This window comes from Fervidobacterium nodosum Rt17-B1, from assembly GCF_000017545.1.
In the GTDB taxonomy this organism is placed as follows: domain Bacteria; phylum Thermotogota; class Thermotogae; order Thermotogales; family Fervidobacteriaceae; genus Fervidobacterium; species Fervidobacterium nodosum.
On the sequence record NC_009718.1, the window covers coordinates 1,836,893 to 1,854,788 of the forward strand.

At 33.4% G+C, this 17,896-nt stretch carries 17 protein-coding genes; 12 read left to right on the plus strand and 5 right to left on the minus strand.

Features of this window, described 5'->3' with window-relative positions; genetic code table 11:
• The first annotated feature begins 15 nt into the window (after positions 1 to 15).
• The 10 genes from FNOD_RS08760 to FNOD_RS08810 all read left to right on the plus strand — a co-directional run bounded on the left by FNOD_RS08760 (position 16) and on the right by FNOD_RS08810 (position 11,074).
• Positions 16 to 1,512 carry a TrkH family potassium uptake protein gene (locus tag FNOD_RS08760; protein WP_011994813.1) on the plus strand — a complete coding sequence of 499 codons (1,497 nt, stop codon included), beginning with the start codon at positions 16 to 18 and terminating at the stop codon, positions 1,510 to 1,512.
• Positions 1,499 to 2,092, plus strand: coding sequence for a DUF4897 domain-containing protein (locus tag FNOD_RS08765; protein WP_148202072.1), 594 nt, complete (start codon positions 1,499 to 1,501; stop codon positions 2,090 to 2,092). The genes FNOD_RS08760 and FNOD_RS08765 overlap by 14 nt, the downstream gene beginning before the upstream one ends.
• Positions 2,093 to 2,094: 2 nt before the next feature.
• Positions 2,095 to 2,673 (plus strand): DUF6115 domain-containing protein, encoded by a 579-nt coding sequence (locus FNOD_RS08770; protein ID WP_011994815.1) that lies wholly within the window; start codon positions 2,095 to 2,097, stop codon positions 2,671 to 2,673.
• Between the two features lie 5 nt (positions 2,674 to 2,678).
• A complete protein-coding gene (gene amrA / locus FNOD_RS08775) occupies positions 2,679 to 3,197 on the plus strand; it encodes an AmmeMemoRadiSam system protein A (RefSeq protein WP_011994816.1) in 519 nt (172 codons plus the stop codon).
• A 38-nt stretch (positions 3,198 to 3,235) separates the two neighbouring features.
• Positions 3,236 to 4,465, plus strand: coding sequence for an MFS transporter (locus FNOD_RS08780; protein ID WP_011994817.1), 1,230 nt, complete (start codon positions 3,236 to 3,238; stop codon positions 4,463 to 4,465).
• A 24-nt stretch (positions 4,466 to 4,489) separates the two neighbouring features.
• Positions 4,490 to 5,338 carry a tRNA (adenine-N1)-methyltransferase gene (locus tag FNOD_RS08785; RefSeq protein ID WP_011994818.1) on the plus strand — a complete coding sequence of 283 codons (849 nt, stop codon included), beginning with the start codon at positions 4,490 to 4,492 and terminating at the stop codon, positions 5,336 to 5,338.
• 46 nt (positions 5,339 to 5,384) lie between these two features.
• Positions 5,385 to 6,524, plus strand: a complete 1,140-nt coding sequence (locus FNOD_RS08790) for a S41 family peptidase (protein WP_011994819.1) — start codon at positions 5,385 to 5,387, stop codon at positions 6,522 to 6,524.
• A gap of 39 nt (positions 6,525 to 6,563) precedes the next feature.
• On the plus strand, positions 6,564 to 7,061 hold the full coding sequence (locus FNOD_RS08795; protein WP_187146489.1) for a hypothetical protein: 498 nt from the start codon (positions 6,564 to 6,566) through the stop codon (positions 7,059 to 7,061).
• 447 nt (positions 7,062 to 7,508) lie between these two features.
• Entirely contained in the window at positions 7,509 to 9,857 is a 2,349-nt protein-coding gene (locus tag FNOD_RS08805) for an efflux RND transporter permease subunit (protein WP_011994821.1), read from the plus strand.
• Positions 9,854 to 11,074 (plus strand): glycosyltransferase family 4 protein, encoded by a 1,221-nt coding sequence (locus FNOD_RS08810; RefSeq protein WP_011994822.1) that lies wholly within the window; start codon positions 9,854 to 9,856, stop codon positions 11,072 to 11,074. The genes FNOD_RS08805 and FNOD_RS08810 overlap by 4 nt, the downstream gene beginning before the upstream one ends.
• Before the next feature lie 19 nt (positions 11,075 to 11,093).
• Here the strand turns inward: FNOD_RS08810 and rsgA are convergent, their stop codons facing one another.
• Genes rsgA through FNOD_RS08835 form a run of 5 tightly spaced genes read right to left on the minus strand, consistent with a single transcriptional unit; the run spans position 11,094 to position 15,591 of the window.
• Positions 11,094 to 12,002: a ribosome small subunit-dependent GTPase A gene (gene rsgA, locus FNOD_RS08815; protein ID WP_011994823.1), complete on the minus strand. Its 909-nt coding sequence runs from the start codon at positions 12,000 to 12,002 to the stop codon at positions 11,094 to 11,096.
• Positions 12,002 to 12,817: a PASTA domain-containing protein gene (locus tag FNOD_RS08820; protein WP_011994824.1), complete on the minus strand. Its 816-nt coding sequence runs from the start codon at positions 12,815 to 12,817 to the stop codon at positions 12,002 to 12,004. The genes rsgA and FNOD_RS08820 overlap by 1 nt, the downstream gene beginning before the upstream one ends.
• A gap of 27 nt (positions 12,818 to 12,844) precedes the next feature.
• Positions 12,845 to 13,891 carry a dual-specificity RNA methyltransferase RlmN gene (gene rlmN, locus FNOD_RS08825; RefSeq protein WP_011994825.1) on the minus strand — a complete coding sequence of 349 codons (1,047 nt, stop codon included), beginning with the start codon at positions 13,889 to 13,891 and terminating at the stop codon, positions 12,845 to 12,847.
• A 54-nt stretch (positions 13,892 to 13,945) separates the two neighbouring features.
• Positions 13,946 to 14,704, minus strand: a complete 759-nt coding sequence (locus FNOD_RS08830) for a radical SAM protein (RefSeq protein WP_011994826.1) — start codon at positions 14,702 to 14,704, stop codon at positions 13,946 to 13,948.
• The gene (locus FNOD_RS08835; RefSeq protein ID WP_011994827.1) at positions 14,704 to 15,591 is read right to left on the minus strand and encodes a radical SAM protein; all 888 of its coding nucleotides are present in this window, start codon (positions 15,589 to 15,591) and stop codon (positions 14,704 to 14,706) included. Before FNOD_RS08835 ends, FNOD_RS08830 begins: the two co-directional genes overlap by 1 nt.
• A 290-nt stretch (positions 15,592 to 15,881) precedes the next feature.
• Between FNOD_RS08835 and FNOD_RS08840 the strand changes: the two genes are divergently transcribed.
• Together FNOD_RS08840 and FNOD_RS08845 are read left to right on the plus strand one after the other, a co-directional pair.
• Entirely contained in the window at positions 15,882 to 16,907 is a 1,026-nt protein-coding gene (locus tag FNOD_RS08840; protein ID WP_011994828.1) for a M42 family metallopeptidase, read from the plus strand.
• A 2-nt stretch (positions 16,908 to 16,909) separates the two neighbouring features.
• Complete coding sequence (locus FNOD_RS08845; RefSeq protein ID WP_011994829.1) at positions 16,910 to 17,890, plus strand: hypothetical protein; 981 nt, start codon at positions 16,910 to 16,912, stop codon at positions 17,888 to 17,890.
• Positions 17,891 to 17,896 lie beyond the last annotated feature (6 nt).

Genomic DNA, 17,896 nt, shown 5'->3' on the forward strand with positions numbered 1-17,896 from the left:
ACGGAGGGAATAAAATTGCTAAAAAGATACACAAAAATTTATAAAGCTTTTTCTATAATTATGATACAATACGCATTTATGGCTTTAGTACCACTTATCTTTTGTTTTTTCTATCCGGAGGAATTGAATCATATTAACGGCTTTATTGTTACTGCAATTACAGCTCTTTGTTTATATTTGTCTGGCTACTTAATCAAAGGAGAAGATATTGGCAGTATAAATTATAAAGAGGACGCCGTATTAACTATTTTTACTTGGATTATGGTTGCATTACTCTCTGCTATTCCCCATATGTTGGAGGGGCATTTGAATTTTTCTCAAGCGGTATTTGAATCCGTAAGTGGTTTAACAACAACGGGGCTAACTATGTATACTGATGTTACAAAAATTTCAAAACTAATTCTATTTTGGCGTTCTTTCACGCAGTATGTTGGTGGTGCAGGTTTTGCTCTTTTGATGCTTTCGATGGTTATAGGTCCTAAAGGAGTTGGCTTTTACAAAGCTGAAGGTAGGGTGGATAATCTTGTGCCAAACATAAGACGCTCAACACAGATAATTTTACAGATTTATGTGGCTTATACAATCGCTGGTACACTTGCATTGAAATTAGCTGGATTAAACTGGTTTGAGGCTTTGAATCATACTATGACGGCCCTTGCGACAGGTGGATTTTCCACGAGAAATGGTAGTGTTGGAGAGTTTAACAACCTTGCTGTTGAAATAATAATCATGGTACTTATGTTTCTTGGTGCAACGGGTTTTGCTATACATTATGCATTTTGGAAAAGGAATTGGAAGGCCGTTGTAAAAAACGGCGAACCGTGGTTGATGATAATTTCGATAACTGTTTTTAGTATAATTACAGCTGTGAATGGTATTGGAAAGTACTTTAAAGATTTCAACCAGGCAATTAGGTATACGACATTCCAAATAATGTCTGCAATCAGTGGTACTGGTTTCCAAACGTTACCACTTAGTGAAGAGAAGTGGTTTTCATTTTCACCTTTGATATTGTCGCTTATAGTTTTAATGATAGCTGGTGGCGATATGGATTCTACATCAGGTGGTATTAAACAATTCCGTGTATGGGTTATCCTAAACACAATTTTGGAGTCTATAAAAGGCTTTTTGTTACCTAAAAATAGGGTTAAAACACGTATAATTTACAAAGGAGAGCAGCAGATCGTTTTGTCTAATGAAAATGTTAGGGAAGCACTTATTATATTATTTTTGTACATTATAGCTTTTATAATAGGCTCTTTTGCATTAACATTACATGGCTATGACTTGGAACTTTCTTTATTTGAATTTGCTTCCGCAATGGATGGTGTTGGATTATCTGTTGGGATAACATCGCCAAATATGCCTTTAACGGCAATGTGGACGCTTACAATTGGTATGTTTACTGGAAGATTTGAGTTTTTAATTATTATATACGCTATATCTAAGTTGGCTAGTGATTTTAGGATGACATTCAAAAAAACAAAAAAAAGGAGAGATGTTGTTGCCTAATCGTACAGTTTTATACGTATTGATTTTTGTAGTTTTATTTTTCTTGGCTGTTGATATTATCACTTTATTAATGAGAGGACCTAATTTTGACGTAGTTTACTATGATTCCGACATTTTCTCGGATTATTCAAAAATTGCGACGATAACTACGGTCAGTGGACTTAAGTTCAAATCTGAGAAAAAAGAAAGTGAATATATAAATACTTATAAAGAAACATCTAAGGAAACTTTCGAAAAGTATTTTTCTCAAGTTTCCAAAGAGATAGGTAAAGATATTAAGGTCTTAGATGTAGATTTTTCTTGGAGAAAAAGGGAAGGAATACTTGAAATCACAGAAAAAGTTACATTATCTGGTTTGGTTCAAAATCAAATAATGGATGGTAAAGAAATATATATCCTTGATATGGGAAAGGTAAAGATGAATGCAATTGGCAACGCAAATTTAAAGGTTCATTTACCTGGTGATGCGGTTCTAATTACTGTAGAACCAACTCCAACGACGCAAAGTGCGAATTTTGTTGTATGGTCTGGAAATGATATATTGTATTTCCCTGAGATAAAATATAAAGGTGGCGAATAAAGATGGGAATACTAAATTGGCTTGTTGTTTTTTCTGCTATTGGTTCATTGTTGCTTTTGTGGTCATTATTTATAGTTCAAACGTTTAATAAAAAACACGAAAAATCAGCAATCGACGAAGAGGAAGAAAGACTTATAGAACTTATGGGGAGAGTTAGGGTTTTTGTTGATTCCAAAATTGAACAGCTTGATAGAAAAATGGACGAGGTAAGAGAGCTTATAAAGGCTTTGAACGACCAATATATAACTTTCTCTGCGATGTCTTTAGAGAAAATTGATAAGACTGAAGGACAAAAAATAGAATTTGAAGATAATTCGGTAACTTTCAACAATGAGAAAACAAGGAGTTCTGTGGACTCCAAAAAGAATATCGAAATTTTAGAAAATCTTTATGAAAATTCTTTTGAAGAAAAATACACATCGAATAACTCAGAAAATAATGATGAAAATAACGTTGAAAAGAGAATATATGAAATGTACCTTAATGGTATGGAGCCTATTGAGATTGCGAAAAATTTGAAAATGGGAGTTGGTGAGGTCCAGTTAATAATTGACCTCATGAGTAGACAGCAACGGGGGTGAATTTTATGATAGGTGAACACCCTTATGTAAAATGGGCTATCGAAGTTATAGAAAATTACATTAAACACAGCAAAGTAATCGAACCACACGAAAGTTTGCCAAAAGAACTCTTTGAAAGACGTGCAGGAGCGTTTGTTACGCTCCATAAGCTTGATGGTTCTCTGAGGGGATGCATTGGTACAATTATGCCTGTAAGGGAAAATTTGGCACTTGAAATTCGTGATAACGCGATTGCAGCTGCTACAAGAGACCCAAGATTTGAACCCGTTAGTCCTGAAGAATTAAATAATATTGTTGTCAACGTTGATATTTTAAATCCGTTTGAGCCAGTTAGTAGTATTACTGAACTTGATCCGAAAAAATATGGAGTAATTGTACAGAAAGGCTGGAAGCGAGGACTTCTTCTTCCTGATATTGAAGGAGTTGATACAGTAGAAGAGCAAATAAGAATTGCAAAGATTAAAGCGGGAATATTTGATGATAATTTTGAAATATTTAAATTCACCGTCGAAAGATACCGATGAGTTAAGTAAAGTTAATAATAAAAAGTTGGGTGAGCGGTGTGAGAGTTAATGGGAAAGAAAATAACAAGAATTTTTTTGAAAATGTTAAGAATATTGTTATTCTTTCTTTTGGGTCATTTGGCCTAAATTTCATGCTTTTAGTTTACATATTAACAACTTCAAGATTGCTTATCGAAAGGTCTGCCTCTGTAACGCTTTCTTCTGTGTTTTTGTTTTCTGAACTCATAATTTTTGCTTTTACTTATCCGTTTTTTACTTATCTTTACGATATAACCAGGAGCGCAATAGGAAGACGCACACCGTATCTTATAATCTTTGGTATTTTGTCATCTTTTAACCTCACGCTTATACAAAAGTTGTCTTATATTTCTCTTTTTCCATTACTAATGGTCATTGCACTTTTCAACTTTTGGCTTTTCTTGTACACATTAGCTTTTTTCGGAATGGTAAAGGATAAAATTGTATATCACTTTAGAAACATAATGATTTTACATATAAAATTATGGGAAATTGTAGGAAGTATAACCGCTTATTTATATATGCTTAACTCTGATAAAGTTCAGTTAGGAATTGAAACTCCGGTTGGAGGTTTTCTTTTTCTTATCTCGGCTTTAACAGTAGCTTTCTTTATTGTCGAAGACAAAAAATACAAAGTACCATTATCCAGAGCGGAAAAACCTTCTTATAATTACAATGTTATTGATACGTTTAGATTTTACAATTTGGAAGTAAAAGATATAAAGGAATCTATGATATTTTCTCTCATATATATTTATGAATTTTTCATACTAAATTTTTTGAAAGATTCATCCTTTAAGGTTCTTTCAATTAATCTTTTATTATTTTTATTAGGAACTATATTCGCTTACTTTATTTCTTTGTTTTCCGATAATTTCAGGAAAATTGTAGGAGAGAAAAAAGTTCAAAATTTAGCGATTATAATTCTCTCTATAGCTTATTTGGTTTTCAATTATGCTAATATAAAAATAATTTTGGGATTACAGTTTTTCGTTGGCTTTCTTTGGGGAGTAATTCTATTAAGTCAATTAGGATATATTGTTCCTGGGAAGTCAGAAAGATTTATAATTTACTCAGTGGTTATTGAAGACGATTCTTTAAAGCCAGATACAAAAAAATTGAAATTTTTCTTTCTTTCGTTTATACTTATTATTGTTCTTAGTTTTATATTAGACATTGTAGGTGTTCAAAATGCAAGTTTGGTTTATTCTATTATTCTATTTTCAACTCTTATTCTTGAGAAGCGATAAATTGATACTTGTGAGGTGAACATTTTGGTAAAATCAGGTGATAGAGTAGTACTTTACGGCGAAGACGGCAAAAAATTTATAGTAAAGGTTGAAAGCGGTGGGAAAAAGGGTACACATTTAGGTGTAATAGAATTTGATGAGATAATCGGTAAGGAGTTTGGTGACATAGTAACGATTGGTAAAACGCAAAAGTCTTATTACATACTTCCGCCAACTTATATAGACGATGTTTTTTCAATGAAGAGAAAAACACAGATTATTTATCCAAAAGATTCGAGCTATATTTTGATGAAATTGGATATTAAGCCTGGAACGCGTGTTATAGAGACCGGTGTTGGAAGTGGAGCAATGTGTGCTGCTATGGCGAGGCTTGTGAGTGAAAATGGGAAAGTATACGCTTACGAAAGGCGAGAGGAATTCTACAATTTAGCATTAAATAATTTAACAGAATGGGGGTTAGCTGATAGAGTAGAACTTAGATTAAAGGATATATCTATGGGTTTTGACCATTCCAATGTTGATGCTTTATTACTTGATGTTCCTGATCCGGAAAATTATATTCATTTGTGTTGGGAAGCTCTCGGTGGTGGTGGAAGACTGGGAGTGATATGTCCCACAGTTAATCAGGTGTCAGCTGTACTTGAGAAGCTTTACGAGTATCCTTTTATAAATGTTGAGGTGTGGGAATCGTTGATGAGACAATACAAACCTTATCCAAATAGATTGAGACCTGTAGATAGGATGGTAGCGCATACAACATTTATGATTTTCGCTAGAAAAGTCAACAAGTTTCTTCCAACTCAGATGGATCAGCAGGATGAATCGCAAGTTATTGAACAGAATGGGCAAAACGAAAATCTAAAAATTGAGTAGTATAAAATATAAAATAAGTTGTTTTTTACAGAGAGGGGTGAAAAGTATGAAAAATTTTTGGAAAGGATTATTATCGTACTTGTTTGTAGCTTTGGTCGTAGTAGCTTCTAGCGTGATACTTTCTGGAGCAACAAATACAAAGTTGCTTAATTACATATCTCCGCTTTATGAAACACTTTACAGGATAAATGAAAACTATTACGAGATAAACAAGGTTAATTTTGATGACCTTATTGATTCCGCTATCGATGGTATGGTAAAAGGCCTTGGAGATGATTTCAGTTATTATTATCCAGCAAAACAAATGACTGAGCAGCAAATTGAAATGGAAGGACAGTATGGAGGTCTTGGTATAGAGGTTACGTATGATAATGAAAACCGCGCCGTAAAAATAATAAGCCCAATGTATGGGACACCTGCATGGAGAGTAGGTTTACAGGCTGGAGATTTAATAATAGGTATCGATGATCAGCCTGTTAGCGAAATGGAATATGAAGTAAAGGTAGTTAGAGAGATTATACAAATAATTCCAGTAAAATCTGGAACAACTATGTACAATGGAAAGAAAATTGGTTACATATTATTAACAAAATTCAATGAACCTGTTCCGGCAGAACTTCAAAAGGCACTAAGAAAGTTGTACGATCAAAAAATAGATGCTTTGCTTCTCGACCTAAGAAACAATCCTGGCGGTTTGCTTGATGTTGCAATACAAGTTTCTAATTACTTTTTAGACGCTGGAAAGATAATAGTGTCGGTAAAAGATAGGAATGGAAAAATTACAGATAGGTACATTAGTCAAGGCAACAACTATCCAAAAGTTCCAATGGCGGTACTTGTAAACAATGGTTCGGCATCTGCATCAGAAATTGTTGCCGCAGCTTTGAAAGAAAATGGAAGAGCTATACTTGTTGGCCAGAAAACATTTGGTAAGGGTTCTGTACAAAGGGGCTTTCCACTTAGCAATGGTGGAACTGTGTTTCTTACTATTGCTCATTATCTTACACCTGCTGGTAAAGATATACACAAAGTTGGAATTCAACCTAATATAACAGTAGAAGAAGCCACGTCTACATCAAGGAAAGTTGATGCAAAGGTTTACACGCTCACTGAAATAGAAGTTGATGTAAATGATCCGGTTATAAAGACCGCTATTGAGAGCATCTTTAAAAATACCGGAAAATAGTTATAATTCAAAATGAAGCTCGAGCTTTTTGCGTTAGTTTTGTTTCTAGTTTCCGTTGTATTAGTTTTTTTCCTTGCTATAGAAAAAAAAACATCGATAGAGGAGGAGGTTTTTCCTTCTCCCTATCTTTTTCAGAAAAATCCTTATGCTAATGTTATTAAAGACCGCATTAATGAAATCAATAGGCAACTCTTGTTTTTAGAATATGATGTAAGAATACCTCAAAAAAATTTGAATTCAAAAGAACTTGAGAATATAATTTTTAGCATAAATGATCCGAGAGCGAAAAAAATTGCAGTCAAGCGCATTTGGAAGTATTGGTGGGGGTATGGTGTAGAAGAAATCACCTTTAAAATAAAACACATAGAGATAAGGTGGTATCCAAAAATTCATTTCTCCAAAGCAGCTCAAATAACTTTTGGGGAAGCACTTTATAAAGCACTTAATGGTGAAGAGTCTTATTTTTATCCAGGTAAAGCCGATAAAGATATAATTAAAAATATTTCAGAAAAATACAAAGTGCTAATTTATTATTAAAAGCTACTTAGATAATACATTAGATGATTGCGAGGTGTATTGAACCTGAAAAGTAAATCATTTGTAGAAATGTTGAAATCTATAACTTCGATATTATTTTTGATTTTTCTTTATTCATGGTCTGCAAAAAAACTTCATCTTGAGATATTTTTGCTCGACAATTATGTTTTCAACTTTTTTTTGTTGTATATTCCTTCTCTTGTATTTTTTTCGAGCATGTTTCTCAATCTTGAGGATGTTTTTAAAGAAGTCCAGAGAACGATATTGTATTCTCTTGTGCCGATTATAGCGTTTTTGGTAGGGTGATATGGTCGCTCATTTTATTCCTCGTTTGTTATATGCTATGCAATTTCTAATCTTATACTTCCAAATTTCAAAAAAAGATACCCTGTAATAATATTTAATGGATCAGCTATAATACTATTTTTAATATGGAGGGTATGAAAATTGGAAAAGTTCTCAAAAAAATACGTGGAATTTATATTAAAAAATTCTAATAGAGTTTTATTAATATTAGTTATACTATCCATTTTATTAGGACTTTACTCTCTTTTTGGGTTAAAAATTAATGCTGATATAACAGGACTGGCTCCAAAAGATGATCCGAGATTTAAAGATCTTGTGAAGTACACCAATGAAAAAGTGACTTCCAATACTCTGCTTGTTGCAATTTTAAATGTTGAAAATAAAAATTTTGATGCTATAGCTTCAGATTTAAAAAGATTATTTGAAAGCACACCTTATATTCATCAAGCTGAAGCTTTTGATAATCCAGAAACGTTAGTTAAATACGGTATGCTATCGATAAGCGAAGGTTCTATCTCAGAAAGTTTGAATTATTACCAAAGTTTAGCGAAAATTGAGCCACGCACACTTGTTGATTTTAGATTTTGGAGAAACATAGGTAATGCGCTTTACGATTTAAACAGTTATCTTGAAGAACTTGTGAAAAAAAGTGGTATCAAAAAATATTATTTGACATCACCAAATAACGATCTTTTAGTTATGAATTTTTCTATTTCAAAGCCTATGTCCGATGTGAAGTTCGTTACTGAATGTGTGGAAAATTTAAAGAATGAAGTTAAAAAAATAGAGAAAAAATACGGTGTAGAGATAAAATTTTCTGGTGGAGTAATGGGGACGTATGAGGCGAATAAACAAGCATCCAAAGACTTTACTATCACAAGTATTATTTCAATCATTGGAATTGTAATTGTGCTTATTTTAGGTTTTGGAAATCTTTTGGAATTGATCTTGCTTTTCGTCGGTCTTCTGATGTCCATGGCTATAAGTTTAGGTGTGATAGCACTGCTCTTGCGGGAATTAAATATAGTAACTACCTTTGTTAATGCTATGTTGCTTGGATTAGGAATTGATTATGCGATGTACATAGTTACAAGGATTCAGGAGAGATTTAGTGTAGAGGGAGTTAGTGAGAAAAGCATAGTAGATGCGTTTATAGAGAATTTTAGACCATCATTCATTTCCATGTTAACAACTGCAATAGCTTTTGCTATTATGGTTTTAAGCCCTTCAAATGCTATAAAACAAATGGGTATATCAGTATCTGTAGGTATAGCTATATATTTCTTTACTTTCAATACATTTGTTCCTATAGCTCATTACAAGCTTTTAAACAAATTCAAAAGAAGAGAACGAGAAACTTATATACGCGTTGTTGATTTAATAAGAAGAAGCAGAATAATATACATTTTTACAATCTTTGCTACTATTTTGTTTGCTTTGGTTGGTATATATTCAGTAATGAATTTCTCATATACTGCTTCGAGTTTAATTTCCAAAAACTCAGAATCCACAATAACTTCCGAATTAATATCTAAGAAATTCGGAGCGGTTGGTGCAAGCGACGTTGTTATAGCGGAACCAGATGTTCAAAAATTAACCATGACTCTTTCTAAATTGAAAGAAAAAAATATTATTAATGCAGACTTTTCTATTCTTTCATTCATACAAGACCCAGAGAAAATAGCTAAGGAAAAATCGAATATCTATGTCCAAGTTCTTCAGTTGACCAATATACCAATTCTTGAGGTAATTTTCAAAAAATATGGTCTTTACGAAAGTTTTGTATCAACAGTCGATGTTATAAAAAATATTTCCACCACTCAGGATTTATTTAATCTAATGGAGAAAGACATTCCTAGTTTATTCTATAAGGATATAAACGGTAATAGATACCTGCTTGCCTATGTAACCCCATCAATTAATATTTGGGAAGGAAATAATATTAAGAAATTCTTTAATTCTGTCGGAAATTACAAAGTTTACGGCTACACAGCGCTTTTTTACAACATAATTGAAGAATTAATTAATTCCACAATTTGGGTTTTTGTTCTAGTGTTTATTGTAGAACTTATAATTTTGTACATAGATTTTAAAAATTTCAAAAGGTCAATTGCTATTATTGTTTTAACAGTCTTAAATACTCTTTCTGCTTTTGGAATTTCATACCTTGTTGGAATAAAAACAACGTTTATTACTTTCATCGTCTTGCCAATCTTTCTTGGGATAGGTGTTGATAGCCTTGTGGAGATCGATCACAGCATTAAATTTGGTCGAGAAAGTATTATAAAAACTGAGAAGGCAATTATAATGTCTATACTCACGACAGTAGTATCTTTCGCAAGTTTTTTAATTGCTGGTGGACAGTTGCTAAGAGAATTTGGTTTTGTAACATCGGCAGGTTTGCTTGGAGCACTGTTTATTTCAATCTTTTGGTATTTGAATATTGTTGATCCACATTTTGGATTTAAGAGAAAGGTTGATAAAAAATGAATATACTGATGGTGTCAGATACGTATTTACCACAGATAAACGGTGTTGCGACATCGATATATTTGTCTAAAAAATACCTTGAAATGAAAGGGCACGAGGTTTTTGTTGTTGCCCCAGTTTCACCAGATAACGATAAAAAAGTATTAGTTATTCCTGGGGTACCTTTTCTTTTGGAAAAGCAACATAGGATAGTTTTTGCAAATCATTTGAAAATATTGGAATTTGCTAAGAATAATAATATTGAAATTATTCATAGTCATGATCCGTTCGCTTTAGGGATGAGAGCTTTGAAGGTCCAAAAAGATTTAAAAATTCCACACATCCATACATACCATACTTTACTAACCGAATATCGTCATTATGTTCCACCCCCTTTTACACCTGATCGAAAGACTGTTGAAGAATTTTCACGATGGTTCTGCAATAAAGTTAATTTTGTTATTGCACCAACGAAAGAAATAGAAGAAGAATTATTGAAGTACAAAGTTGAAAGGCCTATAGAAGTTATACCAACAGGTATAGATACTATCGAGTTTTCTAAACCTGCTGAAGAGGATGTAAGAAAATTATTTAACATTCCAAAAGATGCTATTTTATTAATGTACGCAGGAAGGCTTGCGAAGGAAAAGAATTTAGAGTTCCTATTTAAAGTCGTTGGGAAATATATGAATAACCATCAAGACGTATGGTTTATGGTTGTAGGTGATGGCCCTGAGAGAAAAGAATTGGAACAATACTCTGAAGATATAGGAATCAAAAACAGGGTTGTTTTTACAGGATACGTGCCACATCAAAAGATAAAAGATTATTATAAAGCTTCTGATTTGTTTGTCTTTGCTTCTTTAACAGAGACGCAAGGCTTAGTTGTACTTGAGTCTCTTGCAAGTGGAACACCTGTTGTTGCAATTGCTTATAAAGGTGTTGCAAATGTGCTTGTAAACGGTGAAGGTGCTATCACAACAGGCGTTAGCGAGGACGAATTTTACGAGGCTATAGAAAAAGCGTTATCAATGAAAGAAACACTAAAACACAAAGGTGTCGAATACGTTGAAAAGTATTGGTCGATGAACACAATGGTTGAAAAATTAGAGAAAATATATGAAAATGCCTTAAAAGAAGGATACATTGATTTTAATATGCCATCTATAATTAACACATCCTTACAATTAAAGATAAATGCTTTATTCAAAAAACTTACCGAAAGGTTTAGTGATTAATTTTCGATTTTAATGAAAACTACTCCAAAGCTTCTTTTCTGAGCTCTTGAAGTTCTTCTAGCATCCTTTGATAGCTTTCGTATCGTGAATATGGAATTTTTCCTTTTTTGACCATTTCTTTTACGTGGCATCCCGGTTCATCTATATGATAGCAATCTGGGAAATAGCATTTATCATTTTCAAATTCTATAAAAAGTTCTCTTAAAATATTTTCAGAAATATGGTCTATATCTAAGCTTGCGAAACCAGGTGTATCTACAACCCAACCACCAAATGATAACCTTAGTAACTCTGCGGCGGTGGTTGTATGCTTTCCTCTGCCAAGCTTTTCGGAAATCTCACCAGTTCTTAATTTCAAATTATTTTCAATCGAATTGAGCAAACTACTTTTTCCAACACCAGACATACCGGCAAAAACAGATATTTTTCCCGAAAGTTGCTGTTTTAATTCTTCTATACCATAACCTGTCATCGCACTTGTCTTTACTACGGGGTAAAGTTTTTTGTAAATACTCTCGAATTCTTTTATTTGTTCTTCTTTTAGCAAATCTACCTTGTTCAACACTATAACAATTGGAAGTCCCTCGTATTCCACTAAAACGATGAATCTATCCAATATATCAAGTGGGACTGCAGGCTTATCTATAGTTGTTACTATAATTACCTGATCAATATTAGCTACGCTTGGTTTTTTTAGTTCAGATTTTCTATTTAATATATTCTCAACAACGCCTTCATTTCCGACAATTTTTGTGTATTCCACTATATCGCCTGTTATTGGTCTTATCCCCTGCTTTTTAAATTTCCCACGTAATTTGCATAGAAATTGTTCTCCTGTTTCAATGTCCTCGACCACTAAAAGATTTGAATAAAACTTAACGACTATCCCTCTCCTTCTCAAAGCTTTATTAATAACTGTATCGCTCACTAAAATTGCCCTCCTTCTGTTCCAATTCCATTTTCTGTACTTTCTGTTGAAGATTGGTTATTTTGATCAGGTTGTATTTGTATTGGTTGAGAAGTATTACCTGAATTTGGTTCAGTTGATTGCTGGACCTCTTCATAATTTTTTACATCAACGCTTGGAGGAATAATTTCTATAGGAGTACTTGAGGTACTACTCTCTTCTTGATTAATACCTTCTTGATTAATACCTTCGTTTTGGTTTGATTGATTGGAAATGGAAGAACTTCCGGAACTTACAAATAAAGTTATACTATCCCAACTCTTAACTTGACTTTTCGGAGTTGGAGACGTAGAGATTACCGTTCCATAAAACTCTGATGCTGGTACATATCTAACAGATGGTATTATGTTCACTTCTCTCAATATAGTTTGTACAGTTTTATACCAAGCGTATTTAAAGTCAGGTAATTCCATCGTAACTGTCTTAATACTTTCCGTGAAGAGTTTAACTTCACTTCTAATCTTAACTCTTGTATTTGGTGGTGGATCCATTTTAATCACTTTTCCTTCTCCACCAATAACTATTACCTTAAAGCCCTTATTTTTCAATATCTCACTAGCTACTTTGGAATCTTGATTGATATAGTTTTCTAAAATGACAGTTCCGCGCCTTGCTTTTATGTAAATATTAAAGTAAAACAGTAATGAGCCAAAGATTATGCCGATTATTAAACCGATTATGATTAATGAAAAAGTTGTTGTAAATTGTACGAAGAATCCACCTTTTTTTCCAAATTTTCTATTAAACGAATCTTTTCTAACTCTTTTATCTATCAAATTTTATTCCTCCTTTTCACTTTTTGGTTATTTTTTATTAGTTATATATCTTCTTCTAAGTTGACCACATGCAGCGTCTATATCTGTCCCTTTTTCTCTCCTAATCTCATTTTCTATATTGTGTTTATCTAAAACTTCTTTGAATCTCTCTATTGCCCAATGGTGTGGTCTTTCAAATTTCAGTTCCCCTGAAGATGGGACCGGATTTACCGGAATTAAATTCACATAGGCCCCCATTCCTTTGAGTAACTCAGCGAGTTTTTCAGCATCGTCGACGAAATCGTTAAATTCTCTTATAAGTATGTACTCAAACGTGACTCTATTCTTTGTTATCTTCTGATATTCTTTCGCTGATTGTATTATCTCTTCAACTGAGTATTTTTTGTTCATAGGCACAATAATATCTCTTTTATAATTATTTGGTGCATGTAAAGAAATTGCGAGTTTTACTTCTGGTAAATCTTGTGCGAGTTCAACAATTTTTTCGGGAATCCCAACTGTTGATATGGAAATCCTCCTCATGCTTATATTCTTACCTTTTTTATGATTCAACATTTTCACGCTTTTTACAACTTCTTTGTAGTTAAGTAATGGTTCACCCATTCCCATGTAAACGATATTCCCTATATTCACTTTTCTGTGTTTCTCCATGGCTATAATTTGTGATACTATTTCTCCTGCGGATAAGTTCCTAACAAATCCACTTTGCCCGGTTGCGCAAAACGCACATTTAGCTGGGCATCCGACTTGTGTTGATATACACGCTGTAACCCTATCTGGGTGGAAAAGTAAAACGGATTCTATCGTGTTATCATCTTCAAGTTTCCATAAGAATTTTGTTGTTTTATCTATTTGGGAAATCTGCATATCTAAAAGTTCAGGGACGTAAATATAAAACCTTTCAGAAAGAGTGTTTCTATGTTCTTTTGAAAGATTTGTCATTTTATCAAAATCGAATTCATGCTTTTTGTAAATCCAGTCCCAAACTTGGTCAACCCTAAATTTCTCTAACCCAATTTTTGAAAATTCGTCAACTAACTCTTCGTAACTAAAATCAAGAATATTCTTGCGCATAAACGCACCTCCAAGCTTATCTTTATCTATTCGATATTTTCAAATTACTAATTTTTATTGATAAAACGCACAACAACCGTCAAAAGCATAATTCTTATCAAAAGGTTTTACTATAAAATTTGCGTAATTTGACACAATTTCTTGTAATTTTTTTCTATAATCTCCTTTTGGTTGCATACAACCTAATGTTATTTTCTCAAACTTTTTTGAAGCCAAATCAAAAATTTTCTCCACCTCTTCAAGTAATGGTGGTTGGCAGTCACTGTATTTCGTACCGGTAGTTGGTATGAAAATGTTAAGAACAATTGAATTGAAATATTCAGAGAGAATATCTATAGCCTTTGGTTCATGTGTAATTTTACCACATATTACACCTATTGTTACATGCGGTACTTTTTTCACATTCAAAGGCAATATAGAATCCAATATTTCTTCAGGTGTTCTATCTATGCCGTAAAGTTCTTTAAGTACATCTTTATCGCCAAAGAAATCAAAACTAATAACATCGGCGATTCCCTCAAGTTCATATGGTGGATTTTTTGGAAATCCTATGTGAAAATTATATTTTAAATCATGAGTTTCTTTCAACTGGCGAAGTTTTTCAAGATAAGGCTTGAAAGGTATCTCGCCACTTGGGAACATACCACCGCTTACAAGAAAAGAATTGTACCTGTCTAAATACTTTTCAATATCATCTATATGCACCATATGTTTTATATAATGCCCACCACAATGTCCACAATTCATAGGGCATGATTTTGTAACAGATATTGGAAGTGTGCTTGATGGGTCTATACCAATTGCTGATTTCATCACTTTTCACATCTCCAATCTATTGGAAAGGTTGTGACTCTTTCTTTTTCATCAAGTTGCATCCAACCATCCAGATCGAGTTCAATAAGTTTGTCAAGGGCATCTTCATACTCTTTTTTTGTTATTTTCCTTCCTATCAACGTATCATTCTTTGCCCCGAAATGTGGTATGTACTGAGACATCAAAGCTACTGGGATTCTCTTATCCAGATTCGCTATGAATTCTAAGGCTTTTTCGTGTCCACTTACTTTGTTTGGCATAACAAGAATTCTTATTATGAGTCCTTTCATCTTTTCTTCATCAAATGGGCCGACTTGATTGTACATCTCTTCAATTGCTTTTTGAGCTATATCCCAATAATTTTCAACTTTTGAATATCTTAAACCATATGCGTTATCTGTGTAACGTATGTCAGCTAAATAGATATCTACATAACCAGATAGTTCTTTTAAAATTTCAACTCTTTCATAGCTTGACGTATTGTATACAACAGGGAGATTAAATCCGTTTTCTTTAGCTATGTCAAGAGCCATTAAAATCCAAGGGATATGAGGTGTTGGTGTAACTAAGTCGAGAGTTTTCGCTCCAGCCTGTTGAACTTTAAGAAAAGCATTCGCGAGTTCTTCTAAAGTTATCTCAAATCCTACACCTTTTTGAGAAAATCCCATATTTTGGCAGTAAATACATTTCATAGGACAACCAGAAAAGAAAACAGCACCTGCACCATTTTCGCCAGATAAAGGCGGTTCCTCGCCCTTATGTAAAACTATATTTGAAACTTTAGGTAGATAACCTACCGTACAAACACCTATTTTTTCTCTTCTATCTACTTTACACATCCTTGGGCACAATGTGCATTCATTTAATATATCAAGGGAGATACCCACTGTATTTTTTCCTCCTTTTTCAATTCTAAGAGTTTTCCAAATTATAATTATATCATTTGATAAACGAAAATAAATGTACTCTATGTATACATTGTTTTACATTCAATTACCTGTGAAGATAAAAGATAAAGTTGATATGTCTGAAACAAATTAAAAAATAGAAGAAATACCAAAGACTTTAACACTTAATGAATATTGAAGATTATAAAAAAAGTGTGGTATAATTTTAAAGTAAGTGTCTTCATCAAATTAGTAAAATAATAATGCAAAAATTTGGGGGTGTTTGGAAAATGGCAAAATCTATGAATTTAGCAGATTTGGTAAAAAGATTAACGATGGCGAAAAGTCCAAGTGGACGAGAGTCGGAAATTACGAACATTATTCTTGAAGAGCTTGAGGGGTACATCGATGGTTACAAAATAGACAAACTTGGAAACCTCATAGTATGGAAAAATGGAAAGAGCGATAAGAAAATATTACTCGACGCACATATGGATGAAATAGGAGTTGTTGTGACAAATATTGACGACAGAGGCTTTTTAAAAATAGACAGGGTGGGTGGAGTTTCGCCTTATACAATTTACCAATCGAGATTGAAATTTGGTGATATTATAGGTATTGTGGGCGTTGAAGGCGAAACGTCCGAAGAATTGCAATTTAATATTCAAAAGTTATCATTTGAGAAGTTATTTGTTGACATAGGTGCAAAATCGAGAGAAGAAGCGGAAAAGATATGTCCAATAGGGACGTTTGGAACATTTGACAGCTATTTTTACAAGCAAGGTGAATACATGGTTAGTAAATCCATGGATGATAGAATAGGTTGCGCTGTTTTAATAGAGACGCTTAGAAGGTTAGGTTCGCCGAAGAATACCATATACGGCGTATTCGCGGTACAAGAAGAAGTAGGGCTTATAGGTGCTTACGTTGCCGGTTACGATATAAATCCAGACGTAGCGGTAGCTCTTGACGTTACCGCTGTTGGAGACACTCCAAAAGGTATGAAGAGAATACCAATGGAATTGGGTAAAGGCGCATGTATAAAGGTGAAAGACATGGCCTCTATAAGTAACAGACATATCGTTAACAAGCTCAAAGAAATTGCTGAAAAGTATAACATACCGCATCAAATGGAAGTACTAATATTCGGTGGAACTGACGCTGCTGGTTATCAAGCAACAAAAGCTGGTATTCCAAGCGCTACAATATCAATCCCAACAAGGTATATACATACACCAAGCGAAATGGTGTTTGAACCAGATGTGGAAGCCTCTATACAATTGACTATGAAATATTGTGAAGAGGGGCTTGAATAAAGGTGAAAAAGAATATTCCAGTTGGTCCAAAATTTAGCTCAAAAATCGGCTCGAGAAGATGGCGCGAAGTCACAGATTTTGACTTGAAAATTCTTTCTTGGATAATAATATTCTTCAGTTTGGCGACTATAACGTTAGCTTTGTACGCATTTTATCTTAAAATCCAAAAATCACAGGTGGAAGTTGTTGTTAAGGAGATAACACCAGAAAACAAACCACCTGTAGAAAAGGTAATTAACACTGCAACGGAAACAACCATAATACTTGAAAGTGCTAAAGACATCACTAATAAATTTCCAAATAGCGAAACAACTATCACAGTATTTGAATCACCAACTGATTCACCTGATGAACCAAAAGAAAACCAACAAACCTCAGAAATTAAAATACTGGTGACAAAGCCCAACAATGAAATTGGTGAAGATTTAAAATCAACAACATCAACAAAGCCTGCAACGGAAGTATCGATGCAGACGGATAATCAGCAAAATCAAATTGCCCAGTCGGAAGAGAATAAATATCTAAAGGATTTAACAAAGTTTGACTATAATTTATTAGTTTCAAGGATGGCGGAAAATCTTCCCTCGTCTGCGATGAGTAATGTGTATGTCTACAGTGTAGATGGAGAGAATGCTCTAAAAATAGCTAAATCAACTCAGAATTACGTTATAGATCAAGATAACAAATCATACGTTGTGTTGACATTGTCGAATGTTATGCCAGAGGTAAAACCTATGCAGAGTGCTTACACGGTAATAACTGAACCTATCAAAGATTCGAAGGAAGCGTTCAAATCTGTTGTTAATTTTAGAGCCCTTGGTATAAGCTCGTTTAGTATAAGTACAGCTAATGGATATGTTATTTGTTTAGGTGTTTTTACACGTGAAGACAAGGCGAAAAGCTTTTATTATTCTCAAGATTGGGTTGAACTTTCAAAATACGGATACGTAAAAGGTGCAAAAGTAACGAAAATAGGTAAATGATAAATC

Excerpts from the sequence above, each read along its gene's own strand:
- FNOD_RS08765 (WP_148202072.1), top strand. The coding sequence starts at position 1,499 with ATGTTGTTGCCTAATCGTACAGTTTTATACGTATTGATTTTTGTAGTT.
- FNOD_RS08830 (WP_011994826.1), bottom strand. The coding sequence starts at position 14,704 with ATGAAATCAGCAATTGGTATAGACCCATCAAGCACACTTCCAATATCT.
- FNOD_RS08840 (WP_011994828.1), top strand. The coding sequence starts at position 15,882 with ATGGCAAAATCTATGAATTTAGCAGATTTGGTAAAAAGATTAACGATG.
- rlmN (WP_011994825.1), bottom strand. The coding sequence starts at position 13,891 with ATGCGCAAGAATATTCTTGATTTTAGTTACGAAGAGTTAGTTGACGAA.
- FNOD_RS08790 (WP_011994819.1), top strand. The coding sequence starts at position 5,385 with ATGAAAAATTTTTGGAAAGGATTATTATCGTACTTGTTTGTAGCTTTG.
- FNOD_RS08770 (WP_011994815.1), top strand. The coding sequence starts at position 2,095 with ATGGGAATACTAAATTGGCTTGTTGTTTTTTCTGCTATTGGTTCATTG.
- amrA (WP_011994816.1), top strand. The coding sequence starts at position 2,679 with ATGATAGGTGAACACCCTTATGTAAAATGGGCTATCGAAGTTATAGAA.
- FNOD_RS08810 (WP_011994822.1), top strand. The coding sequence starts at position 9,854 with ATGAATATACTGATGGTGTCAGATACGTATTTACCACAGATAAACGGT.